Origin of the sequence: Streptomyces sp. NPDC001787, from assembly GCF_040297465.1 — a bacterium.
Lineage (GTDB): Bacteria > Actinomycetota > Actinomycetes > Streptomycetales > Streptomycetaceae > Streptomyces.
On the sequence record NZ_JBEOZE010000002.1, the window covers coordinates 302,219 to 322,522 of the forward strand.

17 protein-coding genes are annotated in these 20,304 nt (G+C 70.9%); 10 read left to right on the forward strand and 7 right to left on the reverse strand.

Annotated features, from left to right (window positions below; genetic code table 11):
• Positions 1 to 5 precede the first annotated feature (5 nt).
• The 5 genes from ABT170_RS03925 to ABT170_RS03945 all read left to right on the forward strand — a co-directional run bounded on the left by ABT170_RS03925 (position 6) and on the right by ABT170_RS03945 (position 6,869).
• Positions 6 to 992 carry an ABC transporter permease gene (locus ABT170_RS03925; RefSeq protein ID WP_329945876.1) on the forward strand — a complete coding sequence of 329 codons (987 nt, stop codon included), beginning with the start codon at positions 6 to 8 and terminating at the stop codon, positions 990 to 992.
• Positions 989 to 2,062 carry an ABC transporter ATP-binding protein gene (locus ABT170_RS03930; RefSeq protein ID WP_329945875.1) on the forward strand — a complete coding sequence of 358 codons (1,074 nt, stop codon included), beginning with the start codon at positions 989 to 991 and terminating at the stop codon, positions 2,060 to 2,062. The genes ABT170_RS03925 and ABT170_RS03930 overlap by 4 nt, the downstream gene beginning before the upstream one ends.
• A gap of 21 nt (positions 2,063 to 2,083) precedes the next feature.
• The gene (locus ABT170_RS03935; protein WP_329945874.1) at positions 2,084 to 3,508 is read left to right on the forward strand and encodes a GH1 family beta-glucosidase; all 1,425 of its coding nucleotides are present in this window, start codon (positions 2,084 to 2,086) and stop codon (positions 3,506 to 3,508) included.
• A 20-nt stretch (positions 3,509 to 3,528) separates the two neighbouring features.
• Positions 3,529 to 5,412 carry a discoidin domain-containing protein gene (locus tag ABT170_RS03940; protein WP_351863876.1) on the forward strand — a complete coding sequence of 628 codons (1,884 nt, stop codon included), beginning with the start codon at positions 3,529 to 3,531 and terminating at the stop codon, positions 5,410 to 5,412.
• Between the two features lie 80 nt (positions 5,413 to 5,492).
• Positions 5,493 to 6,869: a hypothetical protein gene (locus ABT170_RS03945; RefSeq protein WP_329945872.1), complete on the forward strand. Its 1,377-nt coding sequence runs from the start codon at positions 5,493 to 5,495 to the stop codon at positions 6,867 to 6,869.
• 58 nt (positions 6,870 to 6,927) lie between these two features.
• Here the strand turns inward: ABT170_RS03945 and ABT170_RS03950 are convergent, their stop codons facing one another.
• The 3 genes from ABT170_RS03950 to ABT170_RS03960 are packed head-to-tail and all read right to left on the reverse strand — an operon-like array spanning position 6,928 to position 8,968.
• Positions 6,928 to 7,482, reverse strand: coding sequence for a hypothetical protein (locus ABT170_RS03950; RefSeq protein ID WP_351863879.1), 555 nt, complete (start codon positions 7,480 to 7,482; stop codon positions 6,928 to 6,930).
• 59 nt (positions 7,483 to 7,541) lie between these two features.
• Complete coding sequence (locus tag ABT170_RS03955) at positions 7,542 to 8,114, reverse strand: hypothetical protein (protein ID WP_351863882.1); 573 nt, start codon at positions 8,112 to 8,114, stop codon at positions 7,542 to 7,544.
• Positions 8,111 to 8,968, reverse strand: a complete 858-nt coding sequence (locus tag ABT170_RS03960) for an RHS repeat-associated core domain-containing protein (protein ID WP_351863885.1) — start codon at positions 8,966 to 8,968, stop codon at positions 8,111 to 8,113. Before ABT170_RS03960 ends, ABT170_RS03955 begins: the two co-directional genes overlap by 4 nt.
• A 412-nt stretch (positions 8,969 to 9,380) precedes the next feature.
• On the opposite strand from ABT170_RS03960, the gene ABT170_RS03965 reads away from it, so the two are divergent.
• Positions 9,381 to 9,701, forward strand: a complete 321-nt coding sequence (locus tag ABT170_RS03965) for a hypothetical protein (RefSeq protein ID WP_351863888.1) — start codon at positions 9,381 to 9,383, stop codon at positions 9,699 to 9,701.
• Positions 9,702 to 9,820: 119 nt separating this feature from the next.
• On the opposite strand, the gene ABT170_RS03970 is transcribed toward ABT170_RS03965, so the two are convergent.
• Complete coding sequence (locus ABT170_RS03970) at positions 9,821 to 10,444, reverse strand: hypothetical protein (RefSeq protein WP_351863891.1); 624 nt, start codon at positions 10,442 to 10,444, stop codon at positions 9,821 to 9,823.
• 272 nt (positions 10,445 to 10,716) lie between these two features.
• On the opposite strand from ABT170_RS03970, the gene ABT170_RS03975 reads away from it, so the two are divergent.
• Together ABT170_RS03975 and ABT170_RS03980 are read left to right on the forward strand one after the other, a co-directional pair.
• Positions 10,717 to 11,532, forward strand: coding sequence for a S1 family peptidase (locus ABT170_RS03975; RefSeq protein WP_329945870.1), 816 nt, complete (start codon positions 10,717 to 10,719; stop codon positions 11,530 to 11,532).
• Positions 11,533 to 11,629: 97 nt separating this feature from the next.
• Positions 11,630 to 12,151, forward strand: coding sequence for an SMI1/KNR4 family protein (locus ABT170_RS03980; protein WP_329945869.1), 522 nt, complete (start codon positions 11,630 to 11,632; stop codon positions 12,149 to 12,151).
• A gap of 77 nt (positions 12,152 to 12,228) precedes the next feature.
• Here the strand turns inward: ABT170_RS03980 and ABT170_RS03985 are convergent, their stop codons facing one another.
• Positions 12,229 to 13,467 carry an MFS transporter gene (locus tag ABT170_RS03985; protein ID WP_502970469.1) on the reverse strand — a complete coding sequence of 413 codons (1,239 nt, stop codon included), beginning with the start codon at positions 13,465 to 13,467 and terminating at the stop codon, positions 12,229 to 12,231.
• A 93-nt stretch (positions 13,468 to 13,560) separates the two neighbouring features.
• Here ABT170_RS03985 and ABT170_RS03990 point away from each other — a divergent pair, with 93 nt between their 5' ends.
• Positions 13,561 to 14,031: a winged helix-turn-helix transcriptional regulator gene (locus tag ABT170_RS03990; RefSeq protein WP_329945868.1), complete on the forward strand. Its 471-nt coding sequence runs from the start codon at positions 13,561 to 13,563 to the stop codon at positions 14,029 to 14,031.
• A gap of 289 nt (positions 14,032 to 14,320) precedes the next feature.
• Entirely contained in the window at positions 14,321 to 15,316 is a 996-nt protein-coding gene (locus ABT170_RS03995) for an NAD(P)/FAD-dependent oxidoreductase (protein ID WP_351863896.1), read from the forward strand.
• Here the strand turns inward: ABT170_RS03995 and ABT170_RS04000 are convergent.
• Both ABT170_RS04000 and ABT170_RS04005 read right to left on the reverse strand, forming a co-directional pair.
• Complete coding sequence (locus tag ABT170_RS04000) at positions 15,306 to 17,000, reverse strand: glycoside hydrolase 5 family protein (RefSeq protein ID WP_329945867.1); 1,695 nt, start codon at positions 16,998 to 17,000, stop codon at positions 15,306 to 15,308. The genes ABT170_RS03995 and ABT170_RS04000 overlap by 11 nt on opposite strands.
• A gap of 275 nt (positions 17,001 to 17,275) precedes the next feature.
• Positions 17,276 to 20,284 (reverse strand): glycosyl hydrolase, encoded by a 3,009-nt coding sequence (locus ABT170_RS04005; protein WP_351863901.1) that lies wholly within the window; start codon positions 20,282 to 20,284, stop codon positions 17,276 to 17,278.
• Between the last annotated feature and the right edge of the window lie 20 nt (positions 20,285 to 20,304).

Genomic DNA, 20,304 nt, shown 5'->3' on the forward strand with positions numbered 1-20,304 from the left:
TCCAGATGTCCGTCACCGCCACCGACACCGCCGTCCTCGACGGCGGCCCCGCCCCCGCGGCGCCCAGCCGCCGGGCCCGGCTCCGGTTCCTGCGCGGCGGGAAGACCCGCACCGGGCTGATCATCCTGGCGTTCTTCGTGCTCCTCGCCATCGCCGGACCCTGGATCGCCCCGCACGACCCCGACGCGATGAGCGACCAGCTGCTCCGGCCGCCCTCCGCCGACCACTGGTTCGGCACCACGCAGACCGGGCAGGACGTCCTCTCCCAGATCCTCGTCGGCACCCGAGGCGTCCTGGTCGTCGGCTTCGTCGCCGGGATCTTCGCCACGGTCCTGTCCGTACTCGTCGGGGTCAGCGCCGGATTCCTCGGCGGCGCGGCCGACGAGATCCTCTCCGCGCTCTCCAACATCTTCCTGGTGCTGCCCGGACTCCCGCTGATCATCATCATCGCGAGCTTCGTCCCGGACACCGGCGACCTGCTCATCGCCACCGCGATCGCCTTCACCTCCTGGGCCTGGGGGGCGCGCATACTGCGGGCCCAGACCCTGTCGCTGCGCCGCCGCGACTACGTGGAGGCGGCCCGCGCCACCGGCGAGTCCACCTGGCGGATCATCCTCTTCGAGATCATGCCGAACCTCACCGCCGTCATAGCCTCCGGCTTCGTCGGCACGGTCATCTTCGCCATCCTCACCGAGATCACCCTCGCCTTCATCGGCGTCGCCGACATCTCGCACTGGAACTGGGGCACCGTCCTGTTCTGGGCCCAGTCCAACCAGGCCCTCGCCCAGGGCGCCTGGTGGTGGTTCGTCCCCGCCGGCCTGTGCATCGCCCTCCTCGGCACCGCCCTGGCCCTCATCAACTTCGGCATCGACGAGTTCGTCAACCCCCGCCTGCGCACCGCGACCGGCGCCTCCCGCGAGGTCAGGATGCGGGTCGGCTTCACCCCGGTCGCCCGGACGGCCGCCACGCCCAGCAAGGAGCAGAGCACATGACGGCCGAGCCGGTTCTCACCATCAGCGGACTCAACGTCGACTACGGCACCGGCGACCAGGCCGTGCACGCCCTGCGCGACATCGATCTCACCCTGCACCGGGGCGAAGTCCTCGGCCTGGCGGGCGAGTCGGGCTCCGGCAAGTCCACCCTCGCCTACGCCGTCACCCGGCTGCTCTCCCCGCCCGGGGTGATCACCGGCGGCGACGTCCACTACCACCGGCCGGGCGGGGACAGCGTCGACATCCTCTCCCTCGCCCCGGACCGGCTGCGCGCCTTCCGCTGGCAGGAACTGTCCATCGTGTTCCAGGGCGCGATGAACTCGCTCAACCCGGTCCACACCGTGCACAGCCAGCTCACCGACGTACTCAAGGCCCACCGCCCCCAGATGCGCTCCGCCGCGCGGACCGCCCGCGCCGAGGAGCTGCTGAACCTCGTCGGGATCTCGGCGGACCGGCTCGCCGCGTATCCGCACCAGCTCTCCGGCGGGATGCGCCAGCGCGTGATGATCGCGATGGCGCTGGCACTGGAACCCGAGATCGTCATCATGGACGAGCCGACCACCGCGCTCGACGTCGTCATGCAGCGGCAGATCCTGCGCCGGCTGGTCGAACTGCGGGAACAGCTCGGCTTCTCGGTCGTGTTCATCACCCATGACATCTCGCTCCTGATCGAGTTCTCGGACCGGATCGCGATCATGTACGGGGGCCGGATCGTGGAGGAGGCGGGCGCGGCCGAGATCTACCGCGACCCCCGCCACCCCTACAGCGACGGGCTGCTCCACTCGTTCCCCGCACTGCACGGCCCCCGCCGCGAGCTGACCGGCATCCCCGGCTCGCCCCCGCACCTGTCCGCCATGCCCACGGGCTGCGCCTTCCACCCTCGCTGCGGCAAGGCGTTCGATCCCTGCTCCCGGCGGGTCCCGTCGCTGACCCCGCCCACCGGCGAGAGCGACCGCGCGGTCGCCTGCTGGCTGCACACGGAGAACCCGCGGGAGACGCCCGGCACACCGGCACCGCGCGACGCGCAGTCCCCCCACCCGGAACCGTCCGAGCCCTCCCCGGCCGCCTGACGCCCTCACCTACGGAGACCGATGAACCACCCCGTCACCACCTCCCCGAACCGGCGCCTCCTGCGGCCCGCCGCCGTCCCCGGGCTCCCGGCCGACTTCCGCTGGGGCGTGGCCACCTCCGCGTACCAGATCGAGGGCGCGGCGGCGGAGGACGGCCGCACCCCGTCCATCTGGGACACCTTCTGCGACGTCCCCGGCGCCGTCGAGGGCGGCGAGAGGGGGGACGTGGCCTGCGACCACTACCACCGGATGCCCCAGGACGTGGAGCTGATCGCCGGCCTCGGTGTCGACACCTACCGCTTCTCGCTGGCCTGGCCGCGCATCCAGCCCGGCGGCCGGGGTCCTGCCAACGCCCGGGGCCTCGACTTCTACAAGCGGCTCGTCGACGAGCTCCAGGACAAGGGGATCACCCCCTGGATCACCCTGTACCACTGGGACCTCCCGCAGGAGCTGGAGGACGCGGGCGGCTGGCCGGCCCGTGACACCGCCCTGCGCTTCGCCGACTACGCGATGCTCGCGTACGAGGCGCTGGGGGACCGGGTCGCGCACTGGACGACGCTGAACGAGCCCTGGTGCTCGGCGATGCTCGGCTACGCCTACGGGCTCCACGCCCCCGGCCGCCGGAACCTCGGCGACGCCGTCCACGCCGTCCACCACCTGCTCCTCGGCCACGGCCTGGCGTCCCGGCGCATCCGGGAGGCCGCGGGCGGCAACCCCCTGGAGCTGGGCATCACCCTCAACCTCGGCACCGCCACCCCGGAGACCGACAGCGAGGCCGACCGCGAGGCCTGCCGCCGCGCCGACGGCCTCGGCACCCGCCTCTACCTCGACCCGGTCGTCCACGGCCGCTATCCCGAGGACACCGTCCGGGACCTGGCCGCCCAGGGCATCGAACTGCCCGTCCAGGACGGCGACCTGGCCGCCATCGCCACCCCCCTCGATGTCCTCGGCGTCAACTTCTACCGCGGCGCGCTGTTCTCCGGCCTCACCGAGGACGGCTCGCCCACCGACGCCGAAGGCCTCCCCGTCACCCGCGCGGTGGAGCGCGATCTGCCGCGTACGGCGATGGACTGGGAGATCACCCCGGGCGAACTCACCGATCTGCTGCTGCGGCTGGAGCGCGACTACGCGCTGCCGACCGTCATCACGGAGAACGGCGCCGCCTTCGACGACACCGTCGCCGCCGACGGCTCCGTACCCGACACCGACCGCACCGCCTATCTCGCCGACCACATCGAGGCCGTGGCCGAGGCCCGCACCCGGGGCGCCGACGTCCGGGGCTACTTCGCCTGGTCGCTGATGGACAACTTCGAGTGGGCGTACGGCTACGACAAGCGCTTCGGCATCGTCCGCGTCGACTACGACACACAGGCGCGGACCCTCAAGGACAGTGCCAAGTGGTACCGCGACACCATCCGCCTCACCCGCGACTCCCGTACCGATTGACCGACTTGGAGCACCCCCACATGCCCTCTCGTACGACGTTGATCGCCACCACCGCCGCTCTGATCGCACTCTCCGCCCCCCTCGCCCTCGCCGCCCCGGCGCCCGCACCCACCACCCCCGCACCCCGGGCCGAGGCCGCCGCCTGGGACACCGACCGCGCCGCGGCGGCCTACACGGCCGACCCCGACGCCGTCACCGCCTCCGGCAGCCAGGACCCCGGCACCACCCCCGGCCGAGCCACCGACGGCAACGCCACCACCCGCTGGTCCAGCAACGCCGCCGACGACGCCTGGATACGCGTCGACCTCGGCGCCACCATCCGGATCAACCAGGTGAAGCTGGAATGGGAGGCCGCCTACGGCCGCGCGTACGTCCTCGAAGTGTCGAAGAACGGCACCGACTGGACGGACTTCTACACCGAGACGGACGGCACCGGCGGCACCGTCACCGCCCACACCCACCCGCAGGAGGTCACCGGCCGCTACGTCCGGATGCGGGGCATCGAACGTGCCACCGCCTGGGGATACTCGCTGTTCTCCTTCCAGGTGTACGGGGGTGAGCCCGCCCCCGCCTCGACGACCCGCGCCAACCTCGCGCTCAACCACCCGGCGTACGGGAACCTCTACCAGCACGCCGGGAACTCGCCCGCGTACATCACCGACGGCGGCTGGCCGGCCGACCTCAAGGCCGACCGGACCCGCTGGGCCTCCGACTGGAACGCCGACCGCTGGGTCGGCGTCGACCTCGGCGCCCCCTCCACCATCAGCGGCGTCGACCTGTACTGGGAGGCCGCCTACGCCGTCGACTACGAGATCCAGGTCTCCGACGACAACCGGAACTGGCGCACCGTCCACCGCCCCTCCGCCGCCGAGGTCGCCGCCCGCCGCGCCGATGTGACGTCACCCGGCGACGCGGTCGGCCGCCACGACACCATCACCCTGCCCACCCCCGCCACCGGCCGCTACGTCCGGATGCTCGGCAGGGAACGCCGCTCCTTCCTCAACCCGGCACCGTCCACGGCGCAGTTCGGCTACTCCCTGTACGAGTTCCAGGTCTGGGGCACCGGAGGCAGCGCCGACGCCGCCTACCCCGCCCTCCCCGTGGACCCGGGCGGCGCCTACAGCACCACCTTCTTCGACGACTTCACCGGCTCCGGCCTCGACCGCTCCAAGTGGCGTGTGGTGCGCACCGGTACGGAGATGGGCCCGGTCAACGGCGAGTCCCAGGCGTACGTCGACTCCCCGGACACCATCCGTACCGAGAACGGCGCCCTCGTCCTGGAGCCGAAGTACTGCAAGGGCTGCACCTCCACACCGAACGGCACCTTCGACTTCACCTCGGGCCGTGTCGACACCCACACCAGGTTCGACTTCACCTACGGCAGGGTCAGCGCCCGGATGAAGCTGCCCGTGGGCGACGGGTTCTGGCCCGCGTTCTGGCTGCTGGGCAGCGACGTCGACGACCCGGCGGTCTCCTGGCCCGGCTCCGGGGAGACCGACATCATGGAGAACATCGGGTACGGCGACTGGACCAGTTCCGCCCTGCACGGCCCCGGCTACTCGGCGGACGGCAACGTCGGCAGGTCCCAGACCTTCCCCGACGGCGGACGCGCCGACCAGTGGCACACCTACGGCGTCGAGTGGACGCCCGAGGGCATGACGTTCACCGTGGACGGCCGGGTCGTCCAGCGGACCTCCCGGCAGAAACTGGAATCCACCCGGGGCCAGTGGGTCTTCGACCACCACCAGTACGTGATCCTGAACCTGGCCCTGGGCGGAGCGTATCCGGCCGGTCACAACAAGGTCACCCAGCCCTACTGGGGTCTCCCGCAGTCCAGCGTGGACCGCGTCGCGCAGGGCGGCGTCAAGGCGGAGATCGACTGGGTACGGGTCGAGCAGAAGTAGCCCGGCCCCTGGGGGGGGCATTCCCGAGGCGCACTCCGGACGGGCAGGACGCGTGCTGCCCGCCTGGAGTAGCGTGAAGTATGAGGAAAAGGCTTTTTCCCACGCTCATGGCGGGCCTGCTGCTCATGCTGGCAGCGGTGGTCTTCGCCCTGGCCCCCGCTGCGTCCGCCGCCCCCGCCGCCACCGTCGACGATGCCGCGCAGGAACTGCGGAAGGACCCGGTCTACGTCGATCCGGGCGCCCGTGACCAGCTCTCCACCGGCCAGGAGAAGGCCCTGGAGGACAAGATCACGGACGCCGACAAACCGGTGTTCGTGGCCGTCCTCCCCGCGACCCCGGCCTTCCCCGAGGAGGGCCTGCTCCAGACCCTGCGCGCCGAGACCGGCATCACCGGGGTCTACGCGATACGCCTGGGCGACGGGTTCAACGCGGGCGCCGACCCGCAGGTCATGCCCACCCGGGCGGTCGAGAACCTCTCGGCGGCCGTGAAGACACCGGCCACCGACACCGACACGGCTGCCCAGCTCAACGCCTTCGTCGACAGCGCGGTGGAACAGGCCCGGGGCAGCGCCCCCGCCTCCTGGTCCGGCGGCAGCGCGGACGACGGCGGATTCCCGGCCGGCGGCCTGATCGCCCTCGGCGCGGTCGCCGTGGCCGGCGGCGCGGGCGCGTACGCGATCTCCCGCCGCAACCGGCGCCGCAAGGAGGAAGAGGAACGGGCCGCCCTCGACAAGCTGCGCGTCGTCGTGGACGAGGACATCACCGCGTACGGAGAAACCCTGGAGCGCCTGGACTTCCACCCGGCGGAGAAGGGCGCGGACGACGCGATGCGGGCCGACTACGAACGAGCCCTGGACTCCTACGAGAGCGCCAAGTCCAAGATGGAGCACGCCCAGCATCCCTCGGACGTCCGTCCGGTCACCCAGTCCCTGGAGGACGGACGCTTCTCCCTCGCCGTCCTGGAGGCCCGCCGCACGGGCAAGCCCCTCCCGGCCCGCCGCCCGCCCTGCTTCTTCGACCCGCGCCACGGCCCCTCGGTCGCGGACGTGCTGTGGACCCCGTCCGGCGGATCGGCCCGAGAGGTCCCCGTCTGCGGCGCCGACGAGGTACGGCTGCGCGAGGGCGAGGACCCGATGAGCCGCACGGTCGACGTCGGCGACGGCCGCCGCCGCCCGTACTGGGAGGCGGGCCCGGCCTACGGACCGTGGGCGGGCGGCTACTTTGGCGGCGGCCTGCTGCCGGGCCTGCTGGTCGGCACGATGCTCGGCTCCATGCTCGCCACCCCGGCGTACGCGGGGGAGTACGGCGGCGGTGACTTCGGCGGAGGCACCGGCGGCGACTGGGGCGGCGGAGACTTCTCCGGCTCCGACTTCGACTCCTCCGGCTTCGGCGGCGGAGGCTTCGGGGACGGCGGCGGCTTCGGCGGGGGCGGAGGCTTCGACGGCGGCGGCTTCTGAGGCCGGCCGGGACCCCGGGACCCGGGCGACGGACCACGGTCCGGGCCCGGACCCGGGGTCAGACGCGGGAGAGGCGTCGTCCCAGCAGCCGGCCCTGCTCCCGCTTCAGCCCGGTGAACCCCTGGCGGGCATACGCCGCGACCTCCTCGCTCGGGAACGACACGACCGAGAGATGCTGGTCGAAGCGGCCCTGCGCCCAGCGGGCGGCGGTGATTTCGTAGCCCGACACATGCGCGCACAACTGGAGCAGAAGCGGGGGCATCTCCGGTTCGTTCAGGAGATCGGCGTGCTGGGTGACGAGATCGCGCATGGCCCTGATGTTCGGGAGGAACACGGTCGTGACCCACAGCCGCCACTCGGCGAGCTCCTCCTCGGTGGGCGGCGTCTCATGGACGAAGGGCGACCGGCCGTCCGAACGGGCATTGCGTTCCATGAACGCGCCGAAGATGCGGCTGTTGGCTTCCGTGAGGGCGAACAGGGGCCCGTAGAAGTCGCTGAGCTGGCGATTCACCCGTGCCAGGCGCTCCTGGCGCTGTGCCAGGCGCAATCCGTTGAGATAGGTGACGACATAGCCGACGAACGCCAGCGCGACGGTGACGACCACGGCAGTCATGAGGGCGATGGTAGGGCCTGTCCGGCACATCCCCGAGGGCCGGGGTGCGAAGCGGTGTCTCAGAACTTCATGAGTAGTGGTGCCACAACGGGGGCCGCCAGCAAGAGTACGTCCACAGGCTGGACGTAAATTCGCTTCCCACTGCTCCCACTTGTTGCTACAGGTATTTCCCCACCCTCCTCCAACCAGGCGGCTATGAATCTACGGGCACTCCGTGCCGACACGCCGCCTATCATGCTTTGCGAGAATGACCAGATTCCGTGACTATGTCTCGGAAGAGTGATCATCAATCCGTTGTTCTCACATCTTACTGACTTGATCTCCTCCCGTGGTATCGCCGTTCTGACGAAAGGTCCCACGTCCCACAGAAGTCCGCCTCGATCTGCGATCACTCTGGATGTGATGGTCGCGCGAATGATCAGTACATCAATGACTGCGGTAACTCCCAGGATGCCGGTTCCTCGAAATCCGTGTGCTTCGATCTCCGCCATTCCAAAAAGTATCAGCACTGAGCTGAGAGGGAGGATGGCAAGCCATCCGAATATGACCGTCCCCTTCCTCCTCAGGTGAACGGAGCCATCCTTCTTGCGTCCAACAAATATGCCCTTGCTTTTCAATGTGGAAGACCTCACGAGCAGTACCCCGCATTGATTCCGCTCTTAGCCGGTGCGTCGCAGCTGCCTATGGACAAAAGACCGTTCTGCAGGTAGGCGTTAGCCGTTGGCCCCAAGTCGGTCCGGGTGGCGTGGCGCGGACGCCCAGCGGCATGCCTCGGCCCCCGAGTGGTAATCCTGGGCGACTTGAACCAACCACCCGAGGCCCATTTTCCCCCACCGGAGGCCCAGCGGCCGACCACACCTCCAGCGAGAGTGATCCCTGCCGTAACGGCCGTGGCCTGCCAGTACTCACTGCCCATCTCTGCACCCGATGCGGCATCCACTCCGATACCGGCAGCGATCACGACGCCTCCAGCGGCCAAGCAGACACCGGCGGACGCCACGACGCAGGCGGTCAGTGCGCCGATGCCCACAACTGTTTTTATCGTGTCCGCATTCCCGGCAATCCAGCGAACAGCGCCGGTTTCCTTGAATTTACTGGCTGCGTTACTCCAATTGCCCTTCATGATGCTGCCGATCACGCCGTCCTCCTTGCGCCGTTCAGCGTCTGCTCGCTTGCGCTCAGCCTCGGCCTTTTCGGCCTGATCCTTCGCCCAGTCCGCGTACTCTTCAGCGTACTTGTCGTCGATCATGTAGTGGCTGGGGTTCGCCTTGTATGCGGCGTATTTCTTCTGGGATGTCGGGTCCTTCTTCGGCTTCTGGTTCCAGGCCCATTTCCCGTTCTTGTTGGTGTAGCCGGCGGTCATGCCTCGGTCGTTGGCCCAGCGCTCGTCATTGTACGAATTTCCGCCGGCCGGACCGTCCGGGCGGAGGCCCGTGGGGTCGGCTTTGGTGAGCGGGTTGTTGTGGGCGTAGCTGTACGCGTTCATCTGCGCCGTCACTCTCACCGCGAAGGTCTCCGACGCCGACGGCGGAACGGTCCGCCAGGTAGTCTCCGCCCCCTCGGGCACAGTCGCCAAGGTCAAGGTCCCCAAAGCCACCCTTCAGCAGCACTTTGCCGCGGCCAAGGGCAACTTCGGCTGGAAGGTCCAGACCCTCGATGCGAGCGCCAACTCCGCCTGGAACCCTGATCCGGGTACGTGCCGCTTCGACTTCGATCCCACCCGGCCCAGCACCCGCCGAGCATCAGCTCGCAGCAGTTCCCCGACGGCTCCGACAGCTGGCCCGCCACCACCGGGCAGGCCCGCACCTCCGGGACGTTCGTCCTCGGAAACGCTGTACCTCGACGCCACCCGTGCTCCCGTCCTCGTCGGCAGCGGATCCTGGTCCGGCTACGACCTGGTGGCCCCAGGTGACCGCACCGGCAACGGACACGCAGACCTCATAGCCCGCCACAGGACCACGGGAGAGCTCCGGCTGTACGAAGGCACTGGCCCGGCCGGTGAAGGACTCGGCAACGGCACGACCTCCACCGTCATCGGATCAGGCTGGACCTCCGCCAACAGACCCCTTCTCACCGCCGTCCCCGACGCCGGCTCCGACAACAAGGCCGACATCTGGACCACCGGCGGAGACGGCAGCCTCTATCTCTACCCCAACCTCTCCGGCAGCGGTGTCGTCGTCGGAACCGACGGATGGCTCGACTTCCAGGCCATCAGCTGACCTGGACGAACGCCGTACGGGGTGCCTCCGCGCCGTTGGCCGGGAGGCACCCCGCCCCTTCTCGCGGCCGGCGTGAAGGGGCACGGCCGCAGCCGATGGCCGCAGGCGAGGGGAACCGCTCAGGGGCGCAGCTTCGGCAGGAGGTTCCCGAGGGTGTCCTCCATGGCCGCGAAGGCGATGTCCATCCCCTGTTCATCCATCGGGTGCCCGCTCTGGGTGTGCAGCTCACAGTCGAGATTGCTCTCGCGGACGACCAGACGCAGGTCGACCTCCCAGGGCCCGTCGTCGGCGGAGACATAGCGGTATGCCTGGTTCCCGAGCCCCTTGACATCGGTCAGGGAGGAGTCGGCGATCACGGCCGACCCCCGGCCGTACCGGTGCATCTCGACAGCCTTGCCGATCTTCTTCCAGGCGCTGCATCGAACGACGGCGCGTGCGTGCACCCTGCCGCCACTCAGCGACTGACTGCACTCCGAGCCGCTGGACACGGTCGGATCGCCCCCGGTCTCGCGGGTTTGCGGCGTCCCCGCGAGGGGTGCGACGGCGATGGCGAGTTCGGTGAAGTCGACCAGATCGCAGAGGCGGTCGGGCGCGGGGTAGGTGCCGGGCCCGGTGGTGCGTTCCGCGGAGGGCGAGGGTGCCGGCCCGGCGGACGAGTCGTCCCCGCCGCATCCGGCCAGTGCCGCGGAGAGCGCCGCGATGACCAGGACCCTGCCCGCGCTGCCCCGAAGCGTACGCATCATGACCGTCCCCCTCGACCCCGACCGACACAGTCCCTGGGGCAGGCTAGCGGACCCCGGGATGCGTGGTCGGTCCATGCGTACGGTGATGAACCGGCCGCCCCCTCAAGGGAATCCGGGCACACGCCCCACGTGGGCGGCCATCGGCGGGACGGGGCGGGCCGACACGGTGGGGGTGCAGGCTACACCCCCCTCAGACCTGCTGCCCGGATGGTCCGGCGGTTCCTGGGCGAGCAGGCTGAACACGTTCGGTTCTCCGAGGTAAGGAACTCCCAGTGTTCAGCTTGAAGTCGGTGCGCCGCCGCGCGGTGCGCACCACCGCCGTCGGTGCCCTCGCCGTCGCGGCCTGCGCCACCCTGATGACCGGCAGCGCCGGGGCGATCGTCAACGGGTCCGATGCCACCGAGCGCTACCCGTTCATGGCGACGATCCCGGAATCGGCCCCTGACCACGGCCTGTACGACGGCACCTGCGGGGCGTCACTGATCGACCGGCAGTGGGTGCTGACGGCGGCCCACTGCGTCCGGGGCGACGGCCTTGAGCTGGACGGCATCGTCCGGATCGGCAGCTCGCACCGGAAGTCCGGGGGAACCGTCCGCGCGATCGAGCGGACCGTCGTCCACCCCGGCTATGCGAACGGCGCCGGCAAGGCCGCCAACAAGGACGACATCGCGCTGGTCCGCCTGGACCGTCCGGTCGCCGAGAAGCCCATCCGTATCGCCGAGCGGGCCGCGCGGCCGGGCACCCCGACGCGGATCCTGGGTTTCGGCACCACCGTCGACACGGAGCTGAAGTTCGCGGAGCGGTTGCAGGAGCTCGACACGCGCAGGGGCTCCGTCGGCGAGTGCGCCCCCGGCTACGCGGACCGGACCCGGTTGTGCACGATCAGCCGCGTCCCCGAGGCCATGGCGTGCTTCGGGGACTCCGGGGGGCCGCAGCTCCAGAAGGGCCGGCACGGACGGTGGGAGCTGATGGGCACCACATCGGGCCCCGGCGCCCCGGGCGTCGCCTGCTCGGACGGGCCCGGCCTCTACAGCAACGTGCCCGCCTACGCCGACTGGATCCGGAGGACCATCAAGCACCACGCCTGACCGTGTGCGGAGGGCCGGGGCGTCGAGGAGACTGTGTCGCGTACGGCGGTCAGTCCCAGGGCCGGCATCGGCTCGACGTGCTCGAAGGAATCCAGTGGTGGCGACGCTTCCAGAGATATCAGCCCTGTTGGGCGAACCTCGGTTCAACTGGTCGGACCCGGCTCCGTGGAGCGAGCTGGAGCGGGAACTCGGTATCGAGTTCCCTGCGGATTTCCGCGAGATCGTGGATGCCTACGGCTCGATCCAGATCAACAGGCAGCTCTATCTGAAGCACCCCGCCGGTCACCTTCTGCACAGTCTGGGCAGGTACATCAGGGGCGATCTCGAACTCTGGCGCGAGGAGGACATGGCGGAGTTCCTGCCGAGTCCGGTGGGAGCGAACCCGGGAGAGCTGATGCCGGTGGCGACCGCCACCACGGGCGAGGCGGTCTTCCTCCGCAGTCCCGACAGCCCCTCGTCGCCCTGGCGCGTCGTGGTCCAGGAGTTCGACAGCCCGGCCTGGACCCTTTACGAGATGACGTTCGGTGAGTGGTTTCTGGACTACCTCAAGGGCCATGACGTGACGTTGTGCTCCCGCAACTTCGCGCCCGATGGCCCGTTCTACGATTTCCTGTCCTGAAACCCGTGGTCGCACGGACCGGGTCGGCGTCCAGTCGGCGGCTCGATCCGGTCCCCCGCCGATGCGAGCGGGTGGGCTCAACCTCCGTACTCCGTATGCCTCGTGAGCACCCACAGCAGGAACGCGAGGCCGCTGATCCCCGCGCCCAGTACGCACACGGCGCCCCACCCGGCCGCCGCGTACAGGGAGGTCGCGGCGAGGGCGCCGGTGGCGCTGCCGATGGCGTAGAAGATCATGTATCCGCCGATCAGCCGGCCGCCGGCGTCCGGGTGCAGCGCGTAGATCAGGGTCTGGTTGGTGACATGGACCGCCTGTACGGCCAGGTCGAGGACGATCACGCCGACGACCAGCGCCCAGAGCGAGCTGCGGGTGAGGGCCAGGGGCAGCCAAGAAGCGGCGAGCAGCGCCAGGCCGATGCCCGTTGTCCGCCGGGAGAGCCCCCGGTCGTTCAGGCGGCCCGCTCCGGCTGCGGCGAGCGCGCCCACGGCCCCCACCAGCCCGAACGCGCCGATGGCGGTGTGGGAGAGGGAGTACGGGGGCTCGCTGAGCGGCAGCGCGATGCTGCTCCACAGGGTGCTGAACGCGGCGAAGATCAGCAGGCCGAACGCGGCCCGGAGGCGGAGGAGCCGTTCCCGCGCGAACAGGGTGACCGTGGACCGCAGGAGCTGTCCGTAGCGCAGGGGGGTGGCCGGCGGTACCTCGCTGTGGCGCGGCAGCACCCGGTGCAGGACCAGGGCGAGTGAGGCGATGAGCGCGGCCGAGGCGAGGTAGACGGAGCGCCACCCCGCGAGGTCGGCCAGCAGACCGGAGACGGTACGGGCGAGCAGGATGCCGATGACCACGCCGCCGGTCACCAGCCCGACGACCCGTCCGCGCTCGGCGGGCGGGGCCAGCGCCGCGGCGAAGACCACCAGCGTCTGCGTGACCACGGCGAGCAGTCCCACCGCGCCCATGCCCGCGAGCAGGACCGCCGCGCTGTGGGCGCTGCCGACCACGGCCAACGCCGCGACGAGCAGCAGTAGTTGGGCCACGATGATCCGGCGGCGGTCGGCCACGTCCCCCAGCGGCACGAGGAGGAAGAGCCCCAGCCCGTATCCGATGTGCGTGAGCGTGACGACGCCGCCGACGAGAGCCGGGCTCATCCCGAGGTCGTGGCCCAGCGTCACCAGGAGCGGCTGCGCGAAATAGACGTTGGAGACGGCGGCCCCGCAGGCGACGGCGAACAGCATGGCGATGCCGCGGGACAGCGCGAACGCGGGAGCACCCCCGTCGTGCGCCGTGGTCCTTGGTGCCGCCGCCCTGCCGTCGCCGCTCATGGAGTGCCCTTCGCGATTGGTTTCATCTTGCTACCAGTAGGGACGGTAATCATTTTGGTAGCATGTTGCAACCAGCACGGAAGGGAGGACCTCATGGTGAACCGGACACGTTTTGACGACAGCGACTGTCCCGTCGCGCGATCGGTCGACGCGATCGGTGACTGGTGGTCCCTGCTGATCGTGCGGGACGCCTTCGACGGAAGCCGCCGCTTCGGGGAGTTCCAGCGCAGCCTGGGCGTGGCGAAGAACATCCTGACCGCCCGCCTGCGTTCCCTGGTCGCCGGGGGCGTCCTCGAAACCGTCCCCGCCTCGGACGGCAGCGCCTATCGCGAATACGTGCTGACCCCGAAGGGCGAGTCCCTCTTCCCTGTCATCGTGGCCCTGCGGCAGTGGGGCGAGCAGAACTTCTTCGCGCCCGGCGAACCGCACTCCGAGCTGGTCGACCGGCGGCGGGGCAGTCGTCTGCGTGCGCTGGAAGTCCGGTCGCAGGACGGGCGGCTGCTGGGCCCGGACGACACCACCGTCCACAAGGTCGCCCCCGGGGCGGGCCCGTCCGGCGTCTGACCTGCGCCCACGCGGCAGGGGCGGACGGTGCCGCTGTGCGGCCCGACGCGCCGAGTGCGCTTCGTGACGGCGTGCGGCCTCGGGCGCGTGAACGGGCCGGCTCACCTTCCTTGCTTCCGTGAGGCGGTCTGCCGCTGTGGGCGCCCGTCCGTGTGCCGGTTCAAGCCCCGGCCCGGGCCCCGGCCCGGGCCGGGGCCGGATGGACGGCTCGGGTTTGCTGTCTCGGCAAGCAGATTTGTCGTTCCAGGTGCTTCGCGCGCACTCTCTCCCGTAACAGGAGGTGTTTCGCATGAACAGCGTGAACGACATGAAGCAGCGGTACGACGTGGTGGTCGTCGGAGGCGGGGCGGCCGGGCTGGGAGGGGCTCTCGCCCTGTCGCGGGCGCGGCGTTCGGTGCTGGTGATCGACGCGGGCGACCCTCGCAACGCGCCCGCCTCCCATGTGCACAACTACCTGGGCCGTGAGGGCACCCCGCCCGCGGAGCTGACGGCGATCGGCCGTGCGGAGGTCGCCGGGTACGGGGGCGAGATCGTGCGGGGCGGCGTCGTATCGGCGGAGTGGCTGCCGGGTGACGAGGGGTTCCGGGTCGTGACGGAGGACGGTTCCGCCGTTGTCGCCCGGCGGCTGCTCGTGACCACCGGGATCGTCGACGAGCTGCCCCCGGTGCCGGGTCTGGCCGAGCGGTGGGGGCGTGAGGTGCTGCACTGCCCCTACTGCCACGGCTCGGAGGTCGCGGACCGCCCGATCGGCGTGCTCTCGACCGGCCCGCTCTCCGTGCACCAGGCGCTGATGTGGCGGCAGTGGAGCGATGACGTCACCCTCTTCCGGCACACCGGGCCGGAGTTCGGCGACGAGGAGTACGAGCAGCTGGCGGCCCGGGGCATCGCCGTCGTGGACGGCGAGGTGACCGGCCTGGAGATCACGGACGACCGGCTCACCGGACTCCGCCTCGCCGGGGGCCGGGTGGTCGCCCGCGAGGTCGTGGTGGTCCAGCCCCGCTTCACCGCCCGGTCCGCCGTCCTGGAGAGCCTGGGGCTGGTTCCGGTCGCGCAGGAGGCGGCCGGCCATGTGATCGGGTCGTACATCGCGGCCGACCCGTCCGGGGCGACGGAGGTGCCCGGTGTCTGGGCGGCCGGCAATGTGACCAACCTGATGGAGCAGGTGATCGGCGCGGCCAACGCGGGACTGCGGGCGGCCGTGGCGATCAACGCCGACCTGATCGCCGACGACACCCGGCGCGCGGTCGAGGCGCGCCGGGCGGGGTCGGGAGTGGTTATCGGCTGATGCCGGTGGTCTTGCCGGCTCCGGTGGTGGCGGTGGCCGTCGCGGGGCCCGTGATGCCGGTCACCGGGCCCCGGAGGAACACGGGTGACGTACCGGCCGCCAGGGTGAAGCCGCCGTTCGTCGGCTGCCTCACCGAACTCCGGCCCCAGGAGTCGACCAGTGTCACCGGGCCGGTCGCCGAGACGACCACGTCGCGGGGGCTGGTCGCCCACACCACCCGGGTGGTCGTGCCGCCACCGGTGAACCGGGCCGAGCGGGCCGGAGCGGCCAGGCCGTCGTCCCCCGCGTACGACGCGCCGCCGATCATCCGCGCGGTCACGGCCTGCGCGACCAGGGCGGGCTTGGGCGCGTTGGCGGTGACGGAGACGGGGTTCGCGGCGGTGGCGGTGACCGGCTGCCGGAGCATGCCGAAGTTGTGCTCCTTCTCGGCGGGGTCGCTGCCGTCGTTGACCAGGTCGTACCAGTAGATCCGGGTCACGCCGTTGGCGAGGCCGACCGCGTAGAGCCGGATCAGGTTGTCGGCCTGCTGGAGTTCACCGGTGCCGTGGGCGGTGTCGGTGGGCCAGCCCATCTCGCTGAGGATGATCGGCTTGTCCTCGCCGTGGTTCGCGTCGCGGATCCGCTGACGCAGCCCGGCGATCGTGTCGCCCGCGCCCGCCAGCCACTCCGGGCCGCCGGGATAGTGGTACGGGTGCACGCTGTAGGCGTCCATCTGTGTCAGGCCGCCACGGCCGATCAGATCCGGCGCGAAGCATGTGCGGCCGTCGGGAGGTGTGCAGTTGGCGATGCCGATGGTGGCCGGGCCGACCACCGTGGCCTGCGGGTTCACGGCCTTCACCGCCTTGTTGACGCCGGTGAGCACGTCCAGGTAGCACGCGGCGGTCCGTCCGCACGCGCTCTTGTTGAACGTGTCTCCGTTGTACTCGTTGAGCACCTCGACGTTGTCCTCGCCGTAGTGGTCCAGGACCGCCGCCGCGAACTTCCCGAAGGCGGCGATGCCCTCGGGGGTGCTGGGTGTCACCCCCTTGTCGTACAGCGGGTTGGCACCGTTGGCGATGATCAGCGGAGTGATGCCCAGCGCACGGGCGCGCGTCATCCCGGCGGTGAACGCCGCCGGATAGGTGTAACTGCCCTTCGTGATCTCGAACTTGTTCCACCAGGCGTCCTCGCGGATGTGCGAGATGCCCGCCTTCCGGGCCTCGTCCAGCACCTGCGTGCCCCAGCCGGTGCGCGTCAGGTGCACGGCCGCGCCGAAGGGGGAGGACGGGCCGACCGCGCTGTCCGGCACCTTCTCGATGACGGCGAACGAGGTGCGCAGGTCGGTGGGCTCGGGGGCCGCGCCCGCGTGCAGGGCGAGCTCGAAGTAGCCGGGCGGGAGGTCCGCGACGGACAGCGAGGCCTTGCCGCCGGAGAGCCAGCTGGTTCCGCTGCGTACCCGGGTGCCGCGCTCGTCGGTGAACGACCAGGAGACCGAGGCGGCCGAGGAACCGAACTGCACCGCACCCTGGCCCCGTTGGAAGATCAGGCTCGGGGAGGTGACGGACAGGGTGTGTGCCGCGGCGGGGGCGGACGGCGGGAGCCCCACGATCAGCGAGAGCGCCAGCGCGAGGGCGAGGGCGAACGCGAGGGGCAGGGGAAGGGAACGGGGGTGCCGGGGTGGGGCGGTACCGCGGGTTCTGGTCATGGGAGTCGCCCTCCAGATGATCGCGACGGGGTGTGCTGGTGGCACGTCGGTGAGTGGGGGAAGGGGTGGCCGGGTGGCCGCCGGTCCTGCTCCGGCGGACACCCGGCCGCTGCGACGGGCAGTCGTAGGTGGGTCACGTCGGCGTGTCACGCCAGCGGAGTACGCCAGCGGTTTACGCCAGCGGATTACGTCAGCAGGTCACGCCGGCGGATTACGTCAGTGGGTCACGTCAGCGAGCCCAGGTGCACGCCGGTGGGTTGTGCCGGCGAGTCACCTCAGCGGGTCAGCTGCACCTGCTGATAGCGCACGAGCTTCCAGTTGTTGAGCCCGTCGCCCCAGGTCTGCCAGCCGTCCAGACCGAGCGAACGGTACTTGTCCCGCTGCACCCCGTCGTTCTTGTTGACCGTGAGGGTGAGCGAGAACGACGGGTCGGCGGGTGACAGCGGAGCGATCCGCTTCCACGGTACGGAGACCAGGTAGGTCGTCGTCCCGGCCGCCGCGTCCCGGGCGACCCGCACATCCGCGCCCTCCATGGCACCCACCGGGTAGTCCTTCGGCAGTGACTCCACGAAGACCCCCGGGCCCTCCTGCGTGGTGTCACCTGCGTAGAGCATGTACCAGTCGGCACCCCAGCGGCCCAGGCCCTCGCCGGGCTTTCCGGGCTGCACCCCGATGCCGATGCTGTCACCGGCGGGCAGCCAGGCCACCTTCTCCGGGGCCCGGTAGTCCTTCTCGCGGACCACGGCGGACACATACAGATTCCGCTCGTCCCAGGTCGCCCACATGTCCCCGTCGGTGACGGAGGGAGCGATTCCCTGGTACGACCCGACCTCGGACAGGTCCACCTTCGGCACGCCCGCCAGACCGGTCAGCTTCCCGTCCACCAGACGCGGGGTGGCCCGGCCGATCGGGCTGAAACCGAAGGAGTCGTTGTCGCCGGCCGTCTGTCCGTCCGCGAACTCGGCCGTCACCGCGACCGGTTGGACGGAGTACGCGCTCGCGCCGTCGATCCCGGCGCGATAGGTGCGGCTGCCGAGCGGCGGAACGCGGTGCCGGTCGGCAGCGCCCTTGCCGCCCGTTCCCGCGGCGCCCGCGCCGTCGATCCTTCCGGCGCGCTCGCCGAAGGACCAGTCGATGCCGGTCACGGTGACCGGCTTGTCCGGCGAGTGGTTGGTGACGGTCACGGCCAGCCGGTCGGTGCGGCTGCCGTGCTTCACCGACATGTCCGGGGAAACGTCGACACTCACGGACCGCGCGGCCACCTCGGTGCCGGCCGCGACCGCTCCGGCCCGCTTCCCGTCGAGGGTGACGGCTGCCGCCAGCCCCCGGCTGCCGGGCGCCGCTCCGGCGGGGACCCTCACTACGGCGCTCGCTCGCCGGCCGGGCGCCGCCGAGACGGTGACGCGCTCGCCCTCGATCTCGAAGACTGCGGTGCGCCGGGCGGAGGCCGTGCCGTGGCCGGCCGCCGCGCGGTTGTCGACGGTGGCCGTCACCGGTACGTCGGAGCCCGCCGCGATCTCGCGGGGAGCGGACAGCGACAGCAGCGACGACTTCTCGACCCTGCTCACCGCGGCCCGCAGATAGACCGGTTCCCCGGTGGCCGTCAGATGGACCCAGCCGCCCACCGGCTCCAGGACCCGCTCGGCGCCGAGCATGTCCACCACGGTGACCGGCTTCGTGGCCCGTACGCGTACCGGCTTGTCGGTGCGGTCGCTGCTCCACAGCGCCGTGGTGCCCGCGCCCGCGCCCGCGCCGGGCGAGCCGGGCGCCGGGGCGAAGGTGTACGCGTGCAGGTCACGGTCGCCCGTGCGCAGGCGCCCGGTGAACGCCGAACCGGTGAGTTCGCGGGCGGTGGTGGCGTAGGCGAGATAGGAGGGCTTCGGGTTGAGGCCGGTGGCCTCCGGCCCCGAGGCGCGGAGCAGACCGAAGTTGTGCTCGCCGTTGCTCGGCCCGTTGCCGTCGTTGATCAGGTCGTACCAGTAGTAGCGGGCGACGCCCGCGGCCTTGGCCTCCAGCAGGGCGCGGGCGGTGGACTGCGCCTGGGTCTGCTCACTGACCCCGATGCCGTTCCGGTCGGCGGAGGTCCAGCCCTGTTCGGTGATCCAGATCGGGAGTTCCCTGCCGTCGTTGTACTCCCGCATCAGCCGCTTCAGGCCCGCGATGTCCAGGTCGACACCTTCCGGGGCGCCGGGCGCCCGGTAGGGGTGGATGGAGACCGCGTCCATGTGCTTCAGCGCGCCCAGGCTGAACAGTTCCTCGAACCAGTCCAGCGGCACCTTGAACGACGAGGCGCCGACCACGGTGATCTTCGGGTCGGCGGCCTTGACGGCCGGGTGGGCGGCGGCGAGCAGCTTCGCGTAACACTTCGCGCTCTGCGAGCACACCCCGCTGGAGAAACCGCCGTAGTACTCGTTCCAGACCTCCAGCGACTCGATACGGCCCCCGGCCTGCTCGGCGACCTTTCCGGCGTACTTCCCGAAGCCCTCGTACGCCGCGGGGGTGCTCGGGACACCGCCGTAGTCGCTGTTGCCGAGGCCCAGCAGCATCAGACCGTTCTGGCCGCGGTCGCCGAAGCCGGCGGTGACGCGCTCGGTGGCTTCGGGCCACTGGTACTGGCCCTTGGGGTTCTCGATGGAGCGCCAGTAGGTGGAGTCGACTCGCAGGGCGTCCATGCCGGCCCGCGCGGCGAGCAGGGTGGAGTCGTCCCAGGCGTCCCCGGGGGCGGAGCGGTGATGGTGGTTGACGCCGAAGAAGGAGTCGGTGGTCAGCTTCGGGTCGGGACCGGGGCGCTGTACGGCGAAGCCTGCCGTACGGGAGAGGGCGGCGCCGTCCGCGGAACTGCCCCGCAGCGTCAACGTGTAGTAGCCGAGCGGGAGTTCACCGGCATCCACCGATCCCTTGCCGGTGGCCGGGTCGACGGCGGCGGTACCGGAGCCCACCGTACGGCCCCGGTAGTCGCGGACGGTCCAGGGGACGCTGCGGTCGCGGGCGGCGAGGACCCCGAAGGTCGCCCGCTGCCCCGGATCGAAGAGGTTGCCAGGGGTGGTCACCTCGACCTTGACGTCATCGGTGGCGGACGTGGCGGGAGTGGTGGGGCCGGCAGTCGCGGCGGAGGAGCGGCGATCGGCGTCCGCCGCTCCTGGACCCGTCGCCGTGGCGGAGGCGGGTGCGGGTGCGAGGAGGCCGAGGAGCAGGGGCAGCGCCAGCGCCGCCGCTGTCCCCGCCGTCGCGGGACGCCGCCGTCTCTGCCGTCGCGATGGGCGCTGCCGTGGTCGAAGTCGCATGGGGTGAACTCCCTGGTCGT

Excerpts from the sequence above, each read along its gene's own strand:
- ABT170_RS03930 (WP_329945875.1), top strand. The coding sequence starts at position 989 with ATGACGGCCGAGCCGGTTCTCACCATCAGCGGACTCAACGTCGACTAC.
- ABT170_RS03990 (WP_329945868.1), top strand. The coding sequence starts at position 13,561 with ATGGTGAACCGGACACGTTTTGACGACAGCGACTGTCCCGTCGCGCGA.
- ABT170_RS03950 (WP_351863879.1), bottom strand. The coding sequence starts at position 7,482 with ATGACTGCCGTGGTCGTCACCGTCGCGCTGGCGTTCGTCGGCTATGTC.
- ABT170_RS03935 (WP_329945874.1), top strand. The coding sequence starts at position 2,084 with ATGAACCACCCCGTCACCACCTCCCCGAACCGGCGCCTCCTGCGGCCC.
- ABT170_RS03970 (WP_351863891.1), bottom strand. The coding sequence starts at position 10,444 with ATGATGCGTACGCTTCGGGGCAGCGCGGGCAGGGTCCTGGTCATCGCG.
- ABT170_RS03940 (WP_351863876.1), top strand. The coding sequence starts at position 3,529 with ATGCCCTCTCGTACGACGTTGATCGCCACCACCGCCGCTCTGATCGCA.
- ABT170_RS03985 (WP_502970469.1), bottom strand. The coding sequence starts at position 13,467 with ATGAGCGGCGACGGCAGGGCGGCGGCACCAAGGACCACGGCGCACGAC.
- ABT170_RS03925 (WP_329945876.1), top strand. The coding sequence starts at position 6 with ATGTCCGTCACCGCCACCGACACCGCCGTCCTCGACGGCGGCCCCGCC.
- ABT170_RS03945 (WP_329945872.1), top strand. The coding sequence starts at position 5,493 with ATGAGGAAAAGGCTTTTTCCCACGCTCATGGCGGGCCTGCTGCTCATG.
- ABT170_RS04005 (WP_351863901.1), bottom strand. The coding sequence starts at position 20,284 with ATGCGACTTCGACCACGGCAGCGCCCATCGCGACGGCAGAGACGGCGG.
- ABT170_RS04000 (WP_329945867.1), bottom strand. The coding sequence starts at position 17,000 with ATGACCAGAACCCGCGGTACCGCCCCACCCCGGCACCCCCGTTCCCTT.
- ABT170_RS03995 (WP_351863896.1), top strand. The coding sequence starts at position 14,321 with ATGAACAGCGTGAACGACATGAAGCAGCGGTACGACGTGGTGGTCGTC.
- ABT170_RS03960 (WP_351863885.1), bottom strand. The coding sequence starts at position 8,968 with ATGAACGCGTACAGCTACGCCCACAACAACCCGCTCACCAAAGCCGAC.